Below are 14,540 nucleotides of genomic sequence, written 5' to 3'. Positions count from 1 at the left end.
GGCGGAAGCGGGGTTGTGACCGACCCGGTGGCATTCCGGCCGCATTTGCGTGTGCGCACACACAACGATAGGGTGCGTGCACACGCACACAGTCGTGGAGCCCGTCCCCGTCGGAGCACCAGCAGATGCAAGAGGTATCGATGAACACCGTCACCGCCCCGATCGTCCTCATCACCGGCACCTCGTCCGGCATCGGTCTCGCCGCTGCCGTGGCCGCCGCCCGGGCCGGGTTCCACGTGGTCGCCACCATGCGCGACACCGGCCGCGCCGGGGCCCTGCGCGCCGCGGCGGAGGAGGCGGGCGTCGCCGGGAGCGTCGAGGTCGAGCGGCTGGACGTCACCGACCCGGCGTCCGTCGCGGCCTGCCTGGACGCCGTCGTCGCCCGCCACGGCCGGCTCGACGCCGTCGTCAACAACGCGGGCGCCGGGCGGGTCGGCACGATCGAGCAGGACGGGATGGAGCCGGTCCGGTTCACGATGGAGGTGAACTACTTCGGCGTCGTCGAGGTCACCCGGGCCGCCATGCCGCACCTGCGGGCCAGCGGCGGGCGGGTCGTCACCGTGACCAGCGTGGGCGGTGTCGTCGGCCAGCCGTTCAACGAGGCCTACTGCGCCTCGAAGTTCGCCGTCGAGGGCTTCATGGAGTCGCTGGCCCCGGCCGCCGCGTCCGTCGGCGTGCACGTCAGCGTCGTCGAACCGGGCGCGGTGGCCAGCGAGTTCATCGGCAACCAGGAGATCGACGTGCCCGCGCTGCTCGACGCGGCCGGCCCGTACGCCCCGGCCCTCGGCGCGTACGTCGACCGCACGCTCAAGGCCTTCGGGCAGGCGCAGACGCCGGAGGAGGCCGCCGTGCCCCTCGTCGAGGCGCTGACGGCCGAGCGGCCGGCGTTCCGGATCCAGACCTCCGCGGCGGCGCGGGCGTTCGCCGGCACCAAGCTGGCGGACCTCGACGGCTCGGCGGTGCAGACGATGACGGGCGGCTGGGTCGCGGGCTGATCCCGGCGCAACCGGTGCCGCCGTCCTCCCCTCGCGAGCGCGAGGGGAGGACGGCCGCGTCGGCGGGCGGTCAGCCGGTGGCCAGGGCCAGGCCGTAGTTCCGCAGGAGTGGGTTGACGGCCGGAAGTACGTGGTGCCGCCGGAGGTGCAGTCGCCGGAGCTGCCGGAGGTGACGTCCTGCGCCTGGTCGCCCGGGATGAACGAGCCGTCGGAGTCGCCGGGTTCGGCGCACACGTCGGTGCGGGTCGGGCCGTCGTCCTTGGCGCCGTTGGCGGACGCGCGGGGGGCGCGGGCGCGTGAAGGGGCGCGCGCCGCATGCGAGGCGCTCCGGGGCGCGCGGCTGACGGGACGTCGGGGCGATCAACGCCCGGTAGTCGGTAGGTCTCGATCCGCCAACGAGTGTGAGATCCGTGCATGGACGGTGGAGGAGTTCTGCTTGACTCGCTCACCTCTCCCACCTCATCCGAATCGGAACGGAGCGTTCTCCCCTCATGCCTTCACGGATACACGTGGGCCGCAGCGGCGTTCGCCGGGGCGCGGGTCCGGCGGCCTTCGCCGGATTCGTCCTCACCCTCGGTCTGGCGCTGACGGGTTGCGACCCCTCGGCGGCGGACGCCGGCGCCAAGGACTCGGCCCCGACGGCCACCGCCGCGGCACCGGCTGCGGCGACCCCCACGCCGACCACCACGCCCGCCGCTCCCGCACCGCCCGTGGCCGAACCGACGACGGCCGCCGCGCAGCCGCCGGCCCCGCCCACCACACACGCCTCGGCCCCCGCGACGCCCGCCTCCGCGAGCAAGCCGCCGACGACCAAGGCGCCCCAACCGCAACCGCAGCCCAAGGTGACGACGGCCCAGCCGCCGACCGACCCCCAGCCCCAGCAGCCCGCGGCCGCCGCCGGCAGCGGCTGCGAGATCCGCTCCAACGCGGGCAACTGCTACGAGGCCGGCCAGTTCTGCCGGACCGCCGACCTCGGCCTGAGCACCCACGACGCCAACGGCCGGATGATCACCTGCCGAATGGTGAGCGGCAAGCCGCACTGGCAGGCGTGAGAGATGGAGCATGACCGCTGCGCAGGAAGTCGGCCCGGCCGACTCCCTGCGCAGCGCTCGGCGCCGGCCACGGAAACGCGCACGTGCGCGGCCCATCCGGAGAACGCCGACGGCTCCGAGGTCGAGGTCGTCGCCCTTCCCTGAGGCTCAGCGCCATCGGACGTGGAAATCGGTGGGCAGCAAGCGCAGGGCGTCCAGCTCCTCCGCGAGCGCGGGCGCGGCGGCCTCGATCCGCTCGCCGTCCACCAGCGGAGCGGAGCTGTAGATCTTGCGCAGCGAGAAGTCCCACCCGGTGCGGTCGTCCCCGGCGGCGTGCCCGGCCGTGACCTCCAACCGGTGCGGTTCGTACCGGATCCTGCGGCTCTCCTCCCGGGTGGCGGCGCAGGCGTCGAGCGCGGACCAGAACTCGTGATCCGTCATCCGGGCGAGCCGGGCCGGGGCGAGTCCCGTGTCGTCGAGCAGCCGGCCCGCCAGTCGCCGGACCACCGAGACCGGCCCCACGTTGTCCCACGAGGTGTGGAGCCGCGCCTCGGCGGCGACCAGCCCGACGAGCGTGCCGGCGTCCTCGCGGTCCGCCGACACCGCCGAGTCCACCAGCCCGAGCCGCCCCAGCAGCGCGGCCGGATCGACGTCGAGCCGCCCGGCGGCACGCCCGCTGCGGACGTAGGAGTCGAGGTGGTCGAGGTTCAGCAGCCCGGAGCGCCCGGTGAGCGGCGAGCGCGGCTCCCCGTCGAGCAGGGCGACGACGGCCCCCGCATCGACCCCGTGCTCCTCCAGCAGACCCCGGAGCGGCTCGGTCAGCACCGACCCCGACCCGATCGCATGGTGGTCGAGCCCGCCGAGCCCTTCGAAGGTGTGGCTCAACGGCAGGTGCCCGACGTCGTGCAACAGCGCCGCGATCCGCAGGAGCTCGTCCCGGGGCCGGAACCGCACGACCAGCGCGAGCACCCCGAGGGTGTGCTCCAGCCGCGAGTACGACTGCAGCGTACTGATCGCCGAGGCCCCGCCGTGCACCACGAAATGCAGCCGCCGCACCGGCTCGGTCCGCAGCAACCCGACTTCCAAGGGGGACAGTTCGACCTCGACCCGCCAGAGCGGATCGGTGAACACCGGAGCCGCCCCCACGACATTGGTCGGCGCGGCCGGTGCGGTCTGGTCCATGTGAGCAGGCATCGGGCAACTCTAGGAACCGATCGCCCGCCCGCGCCACTCCATAAACCGTTGCGGGGTCGGGGTAGCGTGATCGGATGATATCCAGTGACCAGCGCTTTCACGTCATCGTGCTGTCGAACTTCGCGAGGGGTTTCGACAAGTACGCGTTCGCCTACGGCAAGGCGGGGATCCCGGAGAGCACCTACCCGGACCGGTTCCACCTGCTGACCCGGGCGGAGCTGGGCATCGGCGTCGGCAAGGCGCGGCGCCTGCTGGAGCGGCTGGCCGTTCCGGGGGACCGACTGCTGGTGCTGGAGACCGCGGTGGACCCCGACGTGCTGGTGCCCAACACGAGGACCGGCCTCGGCATGGAGCTGCGCGAGGCGAGCATCCGGCTGTCGGCCGTCCACGAGGTCGACTGCGAGGTCGACTGCGAGGCGGACTACGAGGTCGACCACGCGGGCGACGAGTTCACCCTCCGTCCGACGACCGTCGAGGACGCGATGGCGGCCTCCCTGCACCTCCAGGAGGCGGCCCGGAGACCCTACGCCGACCTGCGGCCGCGCTCGGTCTCGGTCCTGCCGGTCGCCTCCGCCTGCCAGGCCCGGTGCTCGTTCTGCTTCTCGGCGGCCTCGATCTCCAGCGACCAGGCGCCGGCCCGGGTCCCGTGGGACGCCGTCACCTCCTGGCTGGAGCGTGCCCGTGCGGCGGGTGCCGAGCGCGCGGTGATCACCGGGGGCGGGGAGCCCACGGTGCTGCCGTTCGACCAGCAGCTGCGGCTGGTGTCCGCCTGCTCGGAAGCCTTCCCGAAGGTCGTCCTGATCACCAACGCGCACAACCTGTCGCAGGGTGAGCACGCCGATCGGGTCGAGCGGCTGGCGGCCCTGAGCTCCGCGGGTCTGAGCGTGTTGGCGGTCTCCCGGCACCACCAGGACGACGCCGTCAGCGAGCGGCTGATGTCGCTGCGCACGCCGGTGGGCTCCGTGGTCGAGAGCTGGCGCGCCGAGCGCGACCGCTGGCCGGGGTTGCGGATGCGGCTGATCTGCGTGTTGCAGCACGGCGGTGTGGCCGACGCGAGCGGTGTCGCCGACTACCTCTCGTGGGCGGCGGCCCTCGGCGTCGAGGAGGTCTGCTTCAAGGAACTGTACGTCTCCACCAGCACCGAGTCCCTCTACTTCGACCGCGCCGCCAACGTCTGGAGCCGGCAGCACCAGGTCTCGCTGTCCGTGGTCACCCGGTTCGCCGAGCAGCACGGCTTCGCGCTGTCGAGCCGGCTGCCCTGGGGCGCGCCGGTGTACGACGGCGCCTGGGAGGGCCGGCCGATGCGGATCGCCGCCTACACCGAGCCCAGCCTGCTCTGGGAACGCACCAGCGGGACCGCGCGCAGCTGGAACGTCCTGGCGGACGGACGCTGCTACGCCTCGCTGGAGGATCGGGCGAGCGAGATCGTGTCGGAGGGAGCACCCGCATGAGGTTCGACGAGTTCCAGGAGTTCCGGCAGCGGCGACTCGGCGCCGACCCCGCGCTGCTGGACGCGGCCGAGACCAATGTGTACCGGGCGCTCGCGGCGCTGCGACCGGAACCGCCGGCCGAGCCGCACACGGTGTACCGGTGCGATCTCGCCCGCGCCTGGTTGCGGCGGTACGGGCTGCCGCAGGAGTGGTCCCGCCGGGCCATGGTCTCCCGAGGGGTCCGGCACGGCCTCGGGGTGGTGTTCGCGCGGCTGCGCGTCGAGCGGGCGCGGTTGTGGCTGCCCGGCGACGTGTACCCGGTGTACTTCGAGCTGGCGCGCGCCGCGGGTCTGGAGCCCGGCTCCTATCCGACGCTTCCTGAGCCGGTCCTGCCGACGTCACCCCCGGCGGACGACCGGCCCGAGTACCTGCTGCTCGCGAACCCCAGCAAGCCGCTCGGCCGCCACCTGACGGACGAGGAGTGCGCCGCGGTCGTCTCGTGGCTGCGGGAGTCCCCGCACCGCCGCTTGCTGATCGACGCCGTCTACGACCTGGGAGCCCCGTTCGCGGCCGGCACGCAGCGACTGCTGGAGACCGGTCGTGCGGTCCTGCTGCATTCGGTGACCAAGGGCTGGTTGTGGCCGCGTACGTTCGGCGTGGTCCTGCTGGGTCCGGAGCAGCCCCACCTGGCCGAGGCGTTCCGGGCGGACCCGCCGACACCGGAGCAACTGAGCCTCGCCGAACGGCTGCTGGCCGATGGCGAAGACGTGCCCCGGCAGGTCGCCGACGAACTGGCCGTACGGGCCGGGCGGTTGTTCGAGCAGCTGCCGGCCGAGGTGCTCGGGGCGGTTCCGGCGGCGAGCCGGACGTCTCCCGGCAACTACTTCTTCCCCGTCGAGATCCCGGCGGAGACGCTCCGGCTCGAGTACGGCGTGCTCGCCCTGCCGGCCGGCGTGTTCGGGGAGGGGGACTGGTCCGGCTCGGTCCTGACCAGCCTTGCCTTCGGCCCGGCGTAGGCAGGGCCGAACTCCTCGCGGGCCTCAGGAGGGCGTGGCCAGGGAGTCCCAGAAGAGGTGCTCGTAGGCCTGGAGCAGGAGCGCGTGTTCGCGGGCCGCGGCGAGGGTGTGGTCGTCGAGGGGGTGCGGGCCGAGGGATTCGGCGGCCTGCTCTTCGAGGGCGGTCGCGGGCTGGGCGAAGAAGTCGAAGAACGCGCAGGCCTCGTCCGGGAAGCCGTAGTGGCGGCGCAGCGCCTCGGCGATCGAGGCGCAATAGGTGCCCCAGGCGGCGAAGTTCGCGACGAGGGCGACCGCTGCCGCGGGCGGCTGTGCGTTGAGGGCGAGCCAGGCGAGGTACGCGGGGTAGGCCTGACAGCCGGCGAGGGGCGGGTGGTGCGCGAGCCCGTCGGGGTCGAGGCCGCAGGCCGACGCGAGGGCGGGGAGGGTGCGGAGCGCCGCGCTCTCGCCGTCGGCCAGGGCGGCGAACCAGGCGCCCACGGGGCGGTCGGCGCAGCGCGTGGCGAGGAGGAGCAGGCTGCGCCGGTCGGAGGCGATGATCCGGTGCTGCTGGGCGGCGAGTCGGGCGAGGACGGTGAGCGGGGCCCGGCCGTCCGCGAGCGCCGTGACGAGGGCGGGGGCGGTGTCGCCGGGCGCCAGGTCGGCGCGCAACCGCTGGATCTGGGCGAGGATCGGGTGGGTCACCGGGTGCCTCCTGGACGGGAGCTGGTGGGGCGCTGGGCGGTGCGACCCCGGTGTCCCTTCCTACCGCCTTGCCGGGGGCGGCGTGCGGCGACAGGCCGGGCGGGCGGCGGGGGCCGCCGCACCCGGCTTACCGGCCGGCGCGGGTCGTCAGGACGATCCGCAGGCGGTGGTGACGTCGGCGGCGGCGCTCACGATGGCGCCGACGTCCGGCTGCTTGCCGTCGTTCACGGCCTTCTGGGCGTCGTCGACGGTCTTGGACAGTTTGTCGGTGGCCTTGTCGAGCTTGCCGTTGCCGCCGCTCTCGCGGACCTTCTTGACGTCGTCCCTGATCTTCTTCAGGGCGTCGAGCGTGTGCTGCCGCTTGCTGTCGTCGGTGATCTGCCCGACGTTGATCGCCGAGTCCGCCAGGTCCTGGACGTCGCCGGTGACGCTGATGGCCCGTTTCCCGCAGTCGAGCGCCTCGTCGGCGTTCTTGCAGGCGGTGAACAGCGGGGCGGCGGCGAGCAACGCGACCGCGGCGATCGTGAGCCGGTACGGCTTCCTTGTCATGTCGATTCCCTCCCGTCCTCACCAACGCCGAAACGGGCTGCGGCGGTTCCGTCGTGGTCGCGCGGGCGGATCAGGTGCCGCCCGCCGTCCCGGAATGGGCGAGGGACTCGGAGCGCGGGGTGTCCGGGCTCTACCGGCTCGTCATGCCGAGCATCGCGATGCCCGGCGTGCTCGCCCCGCCCGACCGGGCACCCGATCGCGACGCCCGGGTGGCGGCCGAGGTGACCGACGGAGCGTCAGGAGCCCAGTACAGGACGGATGTTGTGATCATACTCGGCGCCGACTGAGGGCTGCGTACGCGGCTCCGGGTGGTGGATCGACGAGCCGTCAGCGATCGTGACTTGTCGAATATCGATATGCTCCGCTACCTTTGGGCATATCGAAAGTCGATAGGTGGGGGTGTAATGAACACGCGGCTCACGAGGACTCTGGCCTCGGTGACCTTTCTGCTGGCGCTTCTCTGCGGGGGCGCCTTCATCGGCACGGGGATCACGCACATGCTCGACGACGGAGCGGTCTGCGTGCAGACGGACTTCTGGCGCAACGCCTCGCTGGCGGACCCACTGCCGGTGGGCGTGGGCGTGAAGGCGTCCAGCAGTACCACGCGCCTCTGCCAGGACGGTCCCTCGGTGGGGCAGCGCGCGGCCGACCTCGGGGGTGAACTGCCTTGGCTGCTGTTCGGTGCGTTGGCGCTGCTGCTCTTCTCCCGACTGCTCAAGGCAGTCTTGCGGCAGGGGCCGTTCACGGAGGTCGTGGCGCGCCGGCTGTCCGTTCTGGGCTGGTGCGTCAGCGTGGGCACGCCGCTGGTCGGTCTCATCGTCGGCTGGTCGCAGTCCTGGCTCGTCGGGAGCATGGCGCCGATCGTGGGTTCCGGGCCGACGGTCTCCGGGCCGCTGGTGCTCGTCCTCGCAGGCCTCGCCGCAGTGATCATGGGGAAGATCATGCGCGAGGGCGTGCGCATGCGAGAGGATCTCGAAGGGACCATCTGATGTCCGAAGAGGAGCCTCACGCGATCCGGGTCCACCTCGACCGCCTTCTCGCCGAGCGCGGCATGACGCTTACCGAACTGTCCGCGCAGGTGGGTATCACCGTCGTCAACCTGTCCGTACTGAAGAACGGGCGGGCCAAGGCCATCCGCTTCTCGACCCTGTCGAGGATCTGCGAGGTCCTGCGGTGCCAGCCGGGAGACCTGATCACCCACGACCCCGCCGGTCCTGCCTGAAGCCCACCGCTCCGAGAGGCGATCCACTCCGCAGAGTGCCGCCCACGACTCGCGCCGGTGATCCGAGGGGCCGCCATGCCGGCCCTGTGGTGGGCGACTTCGAGTCGGCGGAGGCTTCGAGAGTGCGCGGAAACGGCTGGCCCGCCATGTCGGAGACTGCCAGACTCCCCCCATGGGGCAGATCGTCGAGGACATGGCTGACCGCTTGGTGAAGGTGCCGGGCGTGGTCGGGGTACTGCTCGGGGGCAGTCGGGCGCGTGGAGAGCACCGGCCGGAATCCGACTGGGACCTCGGCGTCTACTACCGTGGCGGCCTCGATCTCGCCGCGTTGCGCGCCCTGGCCGGGCCGGACGTGGAGGTGGCCGGACCGGGCGGCTGGGGCCCCTGGGTGAACGGCGGCGCATGGCTGCGGGTCGACGGCATCGCGGTGGACTGGATCCTGCGGGATCTGGACCGGGTCGAGCAGGTGTGGGCGGACTGCCGCGAAGGCCGGTACGAGGTGGGTGTGCAGGCAGGGCATCCGCTCGGATTCTGGTCGCCCTGCTATCCGGGTGAGGTGGCACTCGGGCGGGTACTGGCCGACCCGACCGGGGAGCTGGCGGACCTCCGGCGGCTGACCGCGACGTATCCGGAGCCGCTGCGGGAGCAGTTGATGGCGGGAGCCTGGGAGGCGGAGTTCCTGGTCGGTGTCGCGGCGAAGGGCGCGGCGCGGGCAGACGCCCTGTACGTCTCGCTCTGTCTGTCCCGGGCGGTCGGCGTGCTGATCCAGGCGTTGTTCGCCATGGACCGGCGCTGGTGCCTCAACGAGAAGGGCGCGCTCGCCGTCGCCGAGGTGCTGCCGGGGGTGCCGAGCGGCTTCGGCCCGCGCGTTCGCAGCCTGCTGGGGGCGCAGGGCGAGACCGCCGAGTCGCTGACGGCAACGGTGACCCGGGCACGGGTGCTGGTCGAGGAGACCCTCACCTCGCTGAGAGGCTCGGCCGAGTGACGGCACCGAATGCCTTTGTCCACCCTGGCACCGGCACTGCGGCCGGAATGATGGGCCGGCGCGGATTCCGGCAGTAGTGCGGGGCGTGCACGAGCCTGCGCTTCGAGGCGCCGGGCCGGCAGCAGGTGCGGGAGAGTTCCCACCACAGCGTGCGGGGCGCGCTGGCGGGGGAGACGGCGAGAACCCGCCGGGCGGCATAGGCTCGGAGCCATGCTGATTTACTCGATGGGCGTCTCGGTGGACGGCTTCATCGCCGACCGCGCGGGAGCGTTCGGCTGGTCGGTCCCCAGCGAGGAGCAGTTCCGGTTCCACATCGAGCAGATCCGGGAGCTCGGGGGGTTCCTGTGCGGGCGCCGGCTGTACGAGACCATGCTGCCGTGGGAGACGGACCCGTCGATGCGGGACACCGAGGCCTGGGCCGAGTTCGCCGACGTGTGGTGCGCGATCCCGAAGGTCGTCTTCAGCCGCACGCTCGACCGCGTCGAGGGCAACGCCCGGCTGGCCGGGGCGTCGCTGGCCGAGGAGGCCGCCGCCGCACTGGCCGCGACCGACCTGGACGTCGAGGTCGGTGGCGCCGGCCTGGCGGCGGAGGCGATCCGGCTCGGGCTGGTCGACGAGCTGCGCATGTTCCGGCACCCGGTCGTCGTCGGCGGCGGCACGCCCTTCCTGCCGCCCGTCACCGAGGACATCCGGCTGGACCTGATCGACACCAGGACGTTCGCCTCCCGCGTGGTCTACGAGCGCTACCGGCGCGCCCACGACGCCCCTGCGTGACCCACCCTCACCGCCGGGGCATGCCCCCGTGCGGGCTGTTGACCACCAGGGCCAGCGAGCCCTCCGCCAGGTAGTAGTGGTCGGGGAAGTACTCGATGTGGAGGTGGCCGCCGTCGTCGAGGCCGGCTGTCTCCCGCAGGTTCTCCGCCAGCACCGCCCGCGCCGGGGCGTCGCCACTGATCATCAGGACCCGGCGCGACGCGTCGAGGTGGACCAGCACCCCGGGGCCGGGCGTGTCCCTCACCTCGACCCCCGCGAGGCGGCGTCGGCCGGCCACCGGGGCCGAGGACAGGAGGTCGATCGCCCCTTCTCCCCCGGCCACCAGGCGGGCCAGCCGGTTCAAGTCCTCGGCGGAACCGGAGACGTCTCCCATCGAGTACGAGGCATCGAATTCGATCTGCATGGGCGGTGCTGCTCCTTCGTCATGCGGCTGTTGGGCGGCCGGCGACGGCCTCCTACGGTCGGCGCACGATACCGACCGTCCGTCAGGGCCAGACCAGCAGGACCGGGCAGGGGGCGTGGTCGACCACGTACCGGGTGGCCGGGCCGAGGCTGCGCGGGCCGGGGCGGGTACGGTCGCCGTCGCGGGCGAGGACCAGCAGGCCGGCGGACCCGGCGGCGGTCACGACCTCCCGCCCGACGCGGCCGGTGCGCACCTGGGCGGTGCACGGCAGGTCGAGGCGTTCGGCGGCGGCACGCACGAGGTGTTCGCCGGAGGCGGCCGCGAGGTGCTCCAGGCGGCTGCCGGGATCGCTGCCCCAGCCCTCGCCGGGGGGATGGACGGGGTCCTCCCGCGGATGGCCGCGGCCGAGTAGGCCGACGAGGGAGCCCTGGGCGGCCCCGCGGACCTCCGGGTCGCGCACGTACAGCAGGACGATGTCGGCGCCGGGCGGGGAATGTTCGCGCGCGGCGTCGACGCAGGCGGGCCAGGTGCCCTCGGTCAGCCAGACTACGGTCGTCACGGGTCACGCTCCGATCGTGCGGAGGGACCCCCACAGTGCCACCACGGCCACGATCAGGGAAGCAGGGCCGGTCAGCAGGCCCGAGTGCGACCGCACGACGGCGCAGACCGGCACCACCAGCAGCAGCCCGATGGGCAACAGCTCCGAGACCGACGTGCTCAGGGCCGACCCCGCACTTCTCACGTCCCGGACGGACGAATGTCCGCCCCATCGAAGCAGGTTCGGTCGGCCCGAGTCACCGCGCGAGCCGGCCCGGCGGAACGGTCACTCCGCGAGCGCCTGGACCGCCGCGTAGCTGGGCACGTTCGGCACCGCCGGGAGGATGCCGTCGGTGCGCAGGGCGACGGCGGCGTCGACGGCCGCGCCGAGGGCGATGCGGAAGAGCAGGCCGCCCAGGCTGACGCGGCGGACGCCGAGGTCGGCGAGGGTCTTGAGGGACGGGCCGCCGGTCGGGGCGAGGAGGTTGAGCGGGAGCGGGATCGCGGCCACCACCTCGGCGATGGCCGCCGGGTCGGTCAGGCCGGGGACGAAGACGCCGTCCGCGCCCGCGTCCTGGTAGGCAGCCAGGCGGGACAGCGTGTCGGCCAGGTCCGGTTCGCGCTGCCAGTGGGTGTCGGTGCGGGCGTTGACGAAGAGCAGGGGTGCGGCCGCCTTGATCGCGGCGATCTTCGCGGCGTGCACGTGCGGCGCGGTGAGGCCGCCGTCGGCGCGGCCGTCCTCCAGGTTGAGGCCGACGGCGCCGGTGTCCGCGAGTTCGGCGGCGAGGTCGGCGACCTCGGCCGGGTCGTCGCCGTAGCCGTTCTCGATGTCGACGGTGAAGAGGAACCTGCCGTGGCCGAACCTGCGGGCGAGCCGGAGCATGGCGGCGCGCGTGCCGCCGGTGCCGTCGGGCAGTCCGGCCGCGGCGGAGACGCCCAGGCTGGTGGTGGCGATGGCGGGGAAGCCGGCGGCGGCCAGGGCGGCGGCGGAGGCGTGGTCCCAGGCGTTCGGCAGCACCAGGGGCTCGCCGGGGCGGTGGTGCAGCTCGCGGAAGGCGGCGGCGTCGGCGGTGCTGGTCATGGGTGCTCCCAGGAAGGTGTGGTGATGGGCGGTGGTGGCCCCAGTCTCGCGGGTCAGGAGCCCGGCGCCGTGGCGACGTGCCCGGCCCGGCCGTCCCGTTCCAGCAACCCGGCGGCGAGCGCCAGCGCGTGGGCGCGGCCGGGGCAGCGGTGCGGGCCGGCGCCGAAGACCAGGAGGTCCGCAGCGCCCTTCTGGGTGGCGGTCACGTCGATCAACACGGCGTCACCGGAACGGACTTGCAGCTCCCCTGCGCGGACGTCCGTGACCGCCCGGCGGCGCAGCGCCGGCACCGGCGGGTCGTGCCGAAGCACGTCGTCGAGGATGCCCTCCGTGCCGCTGGCGGGGAGCCCGGCCCGGCGGGCGTGTTCGACCAGACGGGCCGTCGCGTCGCAGGCCTGCACGAGCAGCCCGACCAGCTGAGCGGCGGCCTCGAGGTCCTCCTCATCCGCGACGTGGGCGAGCAGCAGGGCCACGGCCTCGTCGGCGGCCTTCGCCTCGACGGGCGTCAGCGTGCCGCCGAAGTAGCCGGCCGACACGGCGACGACCGCCTCGGCCACCGCGTCCGGCCCCGGCAGCCCGAGGGCCTGCGCCAGGGTGCGGACCACCGCGTGCCGGTCGTCGGCGCCCGGTGTCGAACCGGCTGCGGCCCGCCGGAGTTGCTCCGGCTCCAGGCCGGCCAGCCCGGCTTCGGCGTGGGCCCGCCGTCGCCCGTGCACCTGCGCGTCGCCGGTGAACCGGGCGACGGTCGCGCGCAGCCAGGCCAGGGAACCGACGGGGGAGTCCGCCGCGTCGGCGGCCGGTTCGGGGACGAGCAGGGGCTGTTCGAGCACCGCGCGGGCATTGTCGTACGAGCTGACGCCGTGGACGGACGGTTCGGAGATCGTCATGGGTCCACGCTAGGCGCGGGAGAGTTCGGCGGCCGCCGAACCGTGCCGGGAGTTGACGGGCGGTCAGGCGCTGACACGGAGGCGCCGCCACCTGGGCGGCGCCTCCGTGTCGATGGCGGCGTCAGCGCACCGTCTGCGGCACCCGCTGCGCCGGGACGGCCGCCGTGCCCGCCGGCGCCGGGGTGGCGCCCAGCGCCGTGCCGCGCGTCTCCTCGGCCCACAGCACGCACACCAGGAGCCCGAGCGCCGTCGTCCCGGCCGCGATCAGCATGGTCGGGCCGGTGCCGAGGCCGGTCAGCGACAGCGGCAGCAGGTAGGTGCCGACGGCCGCGCCGATCCGGCTCACCGAGGTGGCCACGCCGACGGCGGTGGCCCGGATCTCGGTCGGGAAGAGCTCGTTGGGGTAGGTCCAGTCGAGCACGTTGGGCCCGCCGCACAGGAAGGCGTACGCGCAGAGCGCGGTGAGCGCGACGGCGGCCGGCGCGGTGGGCCACACGCCGAGCAGTGCCAGCGGCACGGTCATGAGCGCGAAGGACCAGATGATGACGGGGCGTCGGCCCTTGGAGTCGATCAGTCGCAGCGCGGGGTAGCAGCCGAGCAGGAACACGAGGCTGATCAGCCCGGTGCCGAGGGTGTCCATCACGGTGCCGCCCGGCATGCCGAACGAGGAGAGGATCTGCGGACCGAAGGTGAGCATCGCGAACAGCGGGCCGACCTGGCAGAGGAAGAACAGGCCGCAGAACAGGGTGCGGCGGCGGTACGGCGGGGTCATCAGCAGCCGCAGCCCGCCGACGCGCCGCGCGGCGCCGGCCGGATCGGGCATCAGCTCCCGGCCGTCCACCCGGACGCCGAGGTGCTTCTCGACGACGCGAACGGCGTCGCCGACCCGCCCGTTGGCGGCCAGCCAGCGCGGCGACTCGGGGGAGCCGCGGCGGATCACCAGGAAGACCACGCACAGCACCGTCGAGCTCGCCAGCATCCACCGCCAGCTGCCGGGACCGGCCAGCTCCAGGAACAGGTAACCCACCACGTAGGCGAGGACCGAACCGGCGTACCACGCCACGATCTGCTGGCCGAGGAGGCGTCCGCGGTGCTTGGCGGGCAGCCACTCGGCGAGCAGGGAGGTGGCGATGGGGTAGTCGGCGGCCACGGCCATGCCGAGCACGAAGCGCAGCACGGCGATCGCCCACACCGCGTCGACCCAGAAGGAGAGCACCGAGCAGGCGACCATGACCAGCAGGTCGGCGGTGTACATCACCTCCCGGCCGATCTTGTCGGTCAGCACGCCGAACAGGGCGCCGCCGACGAACATGCCCACCAGGGCGGCGGCGCCGATCAGGCTGACCTCCGCGGTGGACAGGCCGAGGTCGGGGCGCATCCCGATGAGGGCGACGCCGACGATGCTCAGGATGTAGCCGTCGAGCAGCGGCCCGCCGGAACAGGCGAGCGCGAGCCTGCGGTGGAAGGCGGTATACGGGGCGTTGTCGATGGTCCGGGACATGGTCTCGGGGATCCTCCGGAGCGTACGGCGGCGCTGTTCGCGCGCCGTAAGCCGGGTAGACGACAGGACAGGCGCCGCCCGGCAGGACGGCGCCGCCGCCCGAAGGCGACCGTCCACGGTTGCCCGGGACCACCGGGGTCGCCACCGGGCCGAAGGTCGACCGGATTCGCGACGAAGGTCCCGAAACGGACAGGCCTTCCGGCCGTGTCGCCGGGCCGCCCGCCCGTGTCTCACGGGGCCTGTGCCTGTCCCGA

At 73.5% G+C, this 14,540-nt stretch carries 18 protein-coding genes; 9 read left to right on the top strand and 9 right to left on the bottom strand.

What is annotated here, in order from left to right:
* Positions 1–125 precede the first annotated feature (125 nt).
* Positions 126–995 (top strand): SDR family NAD(P)-dependent oxidoreductase, encoded by an 870-nt coding sequence (locus tag PUR71_RS36095; protein ID WP_329931468.1) that lies wholly within the window; start codon positions 126–128, stop codon positions 993–995.
* A gap of 491 nt (positions 996–1,486) precedes the next feature.
* Positions 1,487–2,047 (top strand): hypothetical protein, encoded by a 561-nt coding sequence (locus PUR71_RS36090; protein ID WP_329931467.1) that lies wholly within the window; start codon positions 1,487–1,489, stop codon positions 2,045–2,047.
* A gap of 147 nt (positions 2,048–2,194) precedes the next feature.
* On the opposite strand, the gene PUR71_RS36085 is transcribed toward PUR71_RS36090, so the two are convergent.
* Positions 2,195–3,220: an HD domain-containing protein gene (locus PUR71_RS36085; RefSeq protein ID WP_329931466.1), complete on the bottom strand. Its 1,026-nt coding sequence runs from the start codon at positions 3,218–3,220 to the stop codon at positions 2,195–2,197.
* A gap of 74 nt (positions 3,221–3,294) precedes the next feature.
* Between PUR71_RS36085 and PUR71_RS36080 the strand changes: the two genes are divergently transcribed.
* Together PUR71_RS36080 and PUR71_RS36075 are read left to right on the top strand one after the other, a co-directional pair.
* On the top strand, positions 3,295–4,671 hold the full coding sequence (locus tag PUR71_RS36080; protein WP_329931465.1) for a radical SAM protein: 1,377 nt from the start codon (positions 3,295–3,297) through the stop codon (positions 4,669–4,671).
* Positions 4,668–5,666: an aminotransferase class I/II-fold pyridoxal phosphate-dependent enzyme gene (locus PUR71_RS36075; protein ID WP_329931464.1), complete on the top strand. Its 999-nt coding sequence runs from the start codon at positions 4,668–4,670 to the stop codon at positions 5,664–5,666. The genes PUR71_RS36080 and PUR71_RS36075 overlap by 4 nt, the downstream gene beginning before the upstream one ends.
* Before the next feature lie 24 nt (positions 5,667–5,690).
* Here PUR71_RS36075 and PUR71_RS36070 read toward each other — a convergent pair whose 3' ends face one another.
* A complete protein-coding gene (locus PUR71_RS36070; protein WP_329931463.1) occupies positions 5,691–6,347 on the bottom strand; it encodes an iron-containing redox enzyme family protein in 657 nt (218 codons plus the stop codon).
* Positions 6,348–6,494: 147 nt separating this feature from the next.
* Positions 6,495–6,896: a hypothetical protein gene (locus PUR71_RS36065; protein WP_329931462.1), complete on the bottom strand. Its 402-nt coding sequence runs from the start codon at positions 6,894–6,896 to the stop codon at positions 6,495–6,497.
* Between the two features lie 119 nt (positions 6,897–7,015).
* On the opposite strand from PUR71_RS36065, the gene PUR71_RS36060 reads away from it, so the two are divergent.
* The 5 genes from PUR71_RS36060 to PUR71_RS36040 all read left to right on the top strand — a co-directional run bounded on the left by PUR71_RS36060 (position 7,016) and on the right by PUR71_RS36040 (position 9,877).
* Positions 7,016–7,183 (top strand): hypothetical protein, encoded by a 168-nt coding sequence (locus PUR71_RS36060; RefSeq protein ID WP_329931461.1) that lies wholly within the window; start codon positions 7,016–7,018, stop codon positions 7,181–7,183.
* A 150-nt stretch (positions 7,184–7,333) separates the two neighbouring features.
* Positions 7,334–7,885, top strand: a complete 552-nt coding sequence (locus PUR71_RS36055) for a DUF2975 domain-containing protein (protein WP_329931460.1) — start codon at positions 7,334–7,336, stop codon at positions 7,883–7,885.
* Positions 7,885–8,118: a helix-turn-helix domain-containing protein gene (locus PUR71_RS36050; protein WP_329931459.1), complete on the top strand. Its 234-nt coding sequence runs from the start codon at positions 7,885–7,887 to the stop codon at positions 8,116–8,118. The genes PUR71_RS36055 and PUR71_RS36050 overlap by 1 nt, the downstream gene beginning before the upstream one ends.
* Before the next feature lie 172 nt (positions 8,119–8,290).
* Positions 8,291–9,103 (top strand): DUF4037 domain-containing protein, encoded by an 813-nt coding sequence (locus PUR71_RS36045; protein ID WP_329931458.1) that lies wholly within the window; start codon positions 8,291–8,293, stop codon positions 9,101–9,103.
* Positions 9,104–9,313: 210 nt separating this feature from the next.
* A complete protein-coding gene (locus tag PUR71_RS36040) occupies positions 9,314–9,877 on the top strand; it encodes a dihydrofolate reductase family protein (RefSeq protein WP_329931457.1) in 564 nt (187 codons plus the stop codon).
* 7 nt (positions 9,878–9,884) lie between these two features.
* Here PUR71_RS36040 and PUR71_RS36035 read toward each other — a convergent pair whose 3' ends face one another.
* The 6 genes from PUR71_RS36035 to PUR71_RS36010 all read right to left on the bottom strand — a co-directional run bounded on the left by PUR71_RS36035 (position 9,885) and on the right by PUR71_RS36010 (position 14,286).
* Positions 9,885–10,280, bottom strand: coding sequence for an Imm32 family immunity protein (locus PUR71_RS36035; RefSeq protein ID WP_329931456.1), 396 nt, complete (start codon positions 10,278–10,280; stop codon positions 9,885–9,887).
* Positions 10,281–10,362: 82 nt separating this feature from the next.
* Positions 10,363–10,839 (bottom strand): universal stress protein, encoded by a 477-nt coding sequence (locus PUR71_RS36030; RefSeq protein ID WP_329931455.1) that lies wholly within the window; start codon positions 10,837–10,839, stop codon positions 10,363–10,365.
* Between the two features lie 3 nt (positions 10,840–10,842).
* A complete protein-coding gene (locus PUR71_RS36025; protein ID WP_329931454.1) occupies positions 10,843–11,022 on the bottom strand; it encodes a hypothetical protein in 180 nt (59 codons plus the stop codon).
* Positions 11,023–11,103: 81 nt separating this feature from the next.
* Entirely contained in the window at positions 11,104–11,898 is a 795-nt protein-coding gene (locus tag PUR71_RS36020; RefSeq protein WP_329931453.1) for an isocitrate lyase/PEP mutase family protein, read from the bottom strand.
* Between the two features lie 53 nt (positions 11,899–11,951).
* A complete protein-coding gene (locus PUR71_RS36015) occupies positions 11,952–12,785 on the bottom strand; it encodes a hypothetical protein (RefSeq protein ID WP_329931452.1) in 834 nt (277 codons plus the stop codon).
* Positions 12,786–12,906: 121 nt separating this feature from the next.
* On the bottom strand, positions 12,907–14,286 hold the full coding sequence (locus PUR71_RS36010; protein WP_329931451.1) for an MFS transporter: 1,380 nt from the start codon (positions 14,284–14,286) through the stop codon (positions 12,907–12,909).
* Positions 14,287–14,540 lie beyond the last annotated feature (254 nt).

This window comes from Streptomyces sp. SP17BM10, assembly GCF_036322405.1.
Taxonomy (GTDB): Bacteria; Actinomycetota; Actinomycetes; order Streptomycetales; family Streptomycetaceae; genus Kitasatospora.
Note: the sequence above shows the minus strand (reverse complement) of the source record. Positions and strands in the feature narration are given on the sequence as shown.

What these genes read in the sequence shown, in the direction of transcription:
- PUR71_RS36095 (WP_329931468.1), top strand. Translation starts at nt 126, where the DNA reads ATGCAAGAGGTATCGATGAACACCGTCACCGCCCCGATCGTCCTCATC.
- PUR71_RS36090 (WP_329931467.1), top strand. Translation starts at nt 1,487, where the DNA reads ATGCCTTCACGGATACACGTGGGCCGCAGCGGCGTTCGCCGGGGCGCG.
- PUR71_RS36085 (WP_329931466.1), bottom strand. Translation starts at nt 3,220, where the DNA reads ATGCCTGCTCACATGGACCAGACCGCACCGGCCGCGCCGACCAATGTC.
- PUR71_RS36080 (WP_329931465.1), top strand. Translation starts at nt 3,295, where the DNA reads ATGATATCCAGTGACCAGCGCTTTCACGTCATCGTGCTGTCGAACTTC.
- PUR71_RS36075 (WP_329931464.1), top strand. Translation starts at nt 4,668, where the DNA reads ATGAGGTTCGACGAGTTCCAGGAGTTCCGGCAGCGGCGACTCGGCGCC.
- PUR71_RS36065 (WP_329931462.1), bottom strand. Translation starts at nt 6,896, where the DNA reads ATGACAAGGAAGCCGTACCGGCTCACGATCGCCGCGGTCGCGTTGCTC.
- PUR71_RS36050 (WP_329931459.1), top strand. Translation starts at nt 7,885, where the DNA reads ATGTCCGAAGAGGAGCCTCACGCGATCCGGGTCCACCTCGACCGCCTT.
- PUR71_RS36045 (WP_329931458.1), top strand. Translation starts at nt 8,291, where the DNA reads ATGGGGCAGATCGTCGAGGACATGGCTGACCGCTTGGTGAAGGTGCCG.
- PUR71_RS36040 (WP_329931457.1), top strand. Translation starts at nt 9,314, where the DNA reads ATGCTGATTTACTCGATGGGCGTCTCGGTGGACGGCTTCATCGCCGAC.
- PUR71_RS36035 (WP_329931456.1), bottom strand. Translation starts at nt 10,280, where the DNA reads ATGCAGATCGAATTCGATGCCTCGTACTCGATGGGAGACGTCTCCGGT.
- PUR71_RS36020 (WP_329931453.1), bottom strand. Translation starts at nt 11,898, where the DNA reads ATGACCAGCACCGCCGACGCCGCCGCCTTCCGCGAGCTGCACCACCGC.
- PUR71_RS36015 (WP_329931452.1), bottom strand. Translation starts at nt 12,785, where the DNA reads ATGACGATCTCCGAACCGTCCGTCCACGGCGTCAGCTCGTACGACAAT.
- PUR71_RS36010 (WP_329931451.1), bottom strand. Translation starts at nt 14,286, where the DNA reads ATGTCCCGGACCATCGACAACGCCCCGTATACCGCCTTCCACCGCAGG.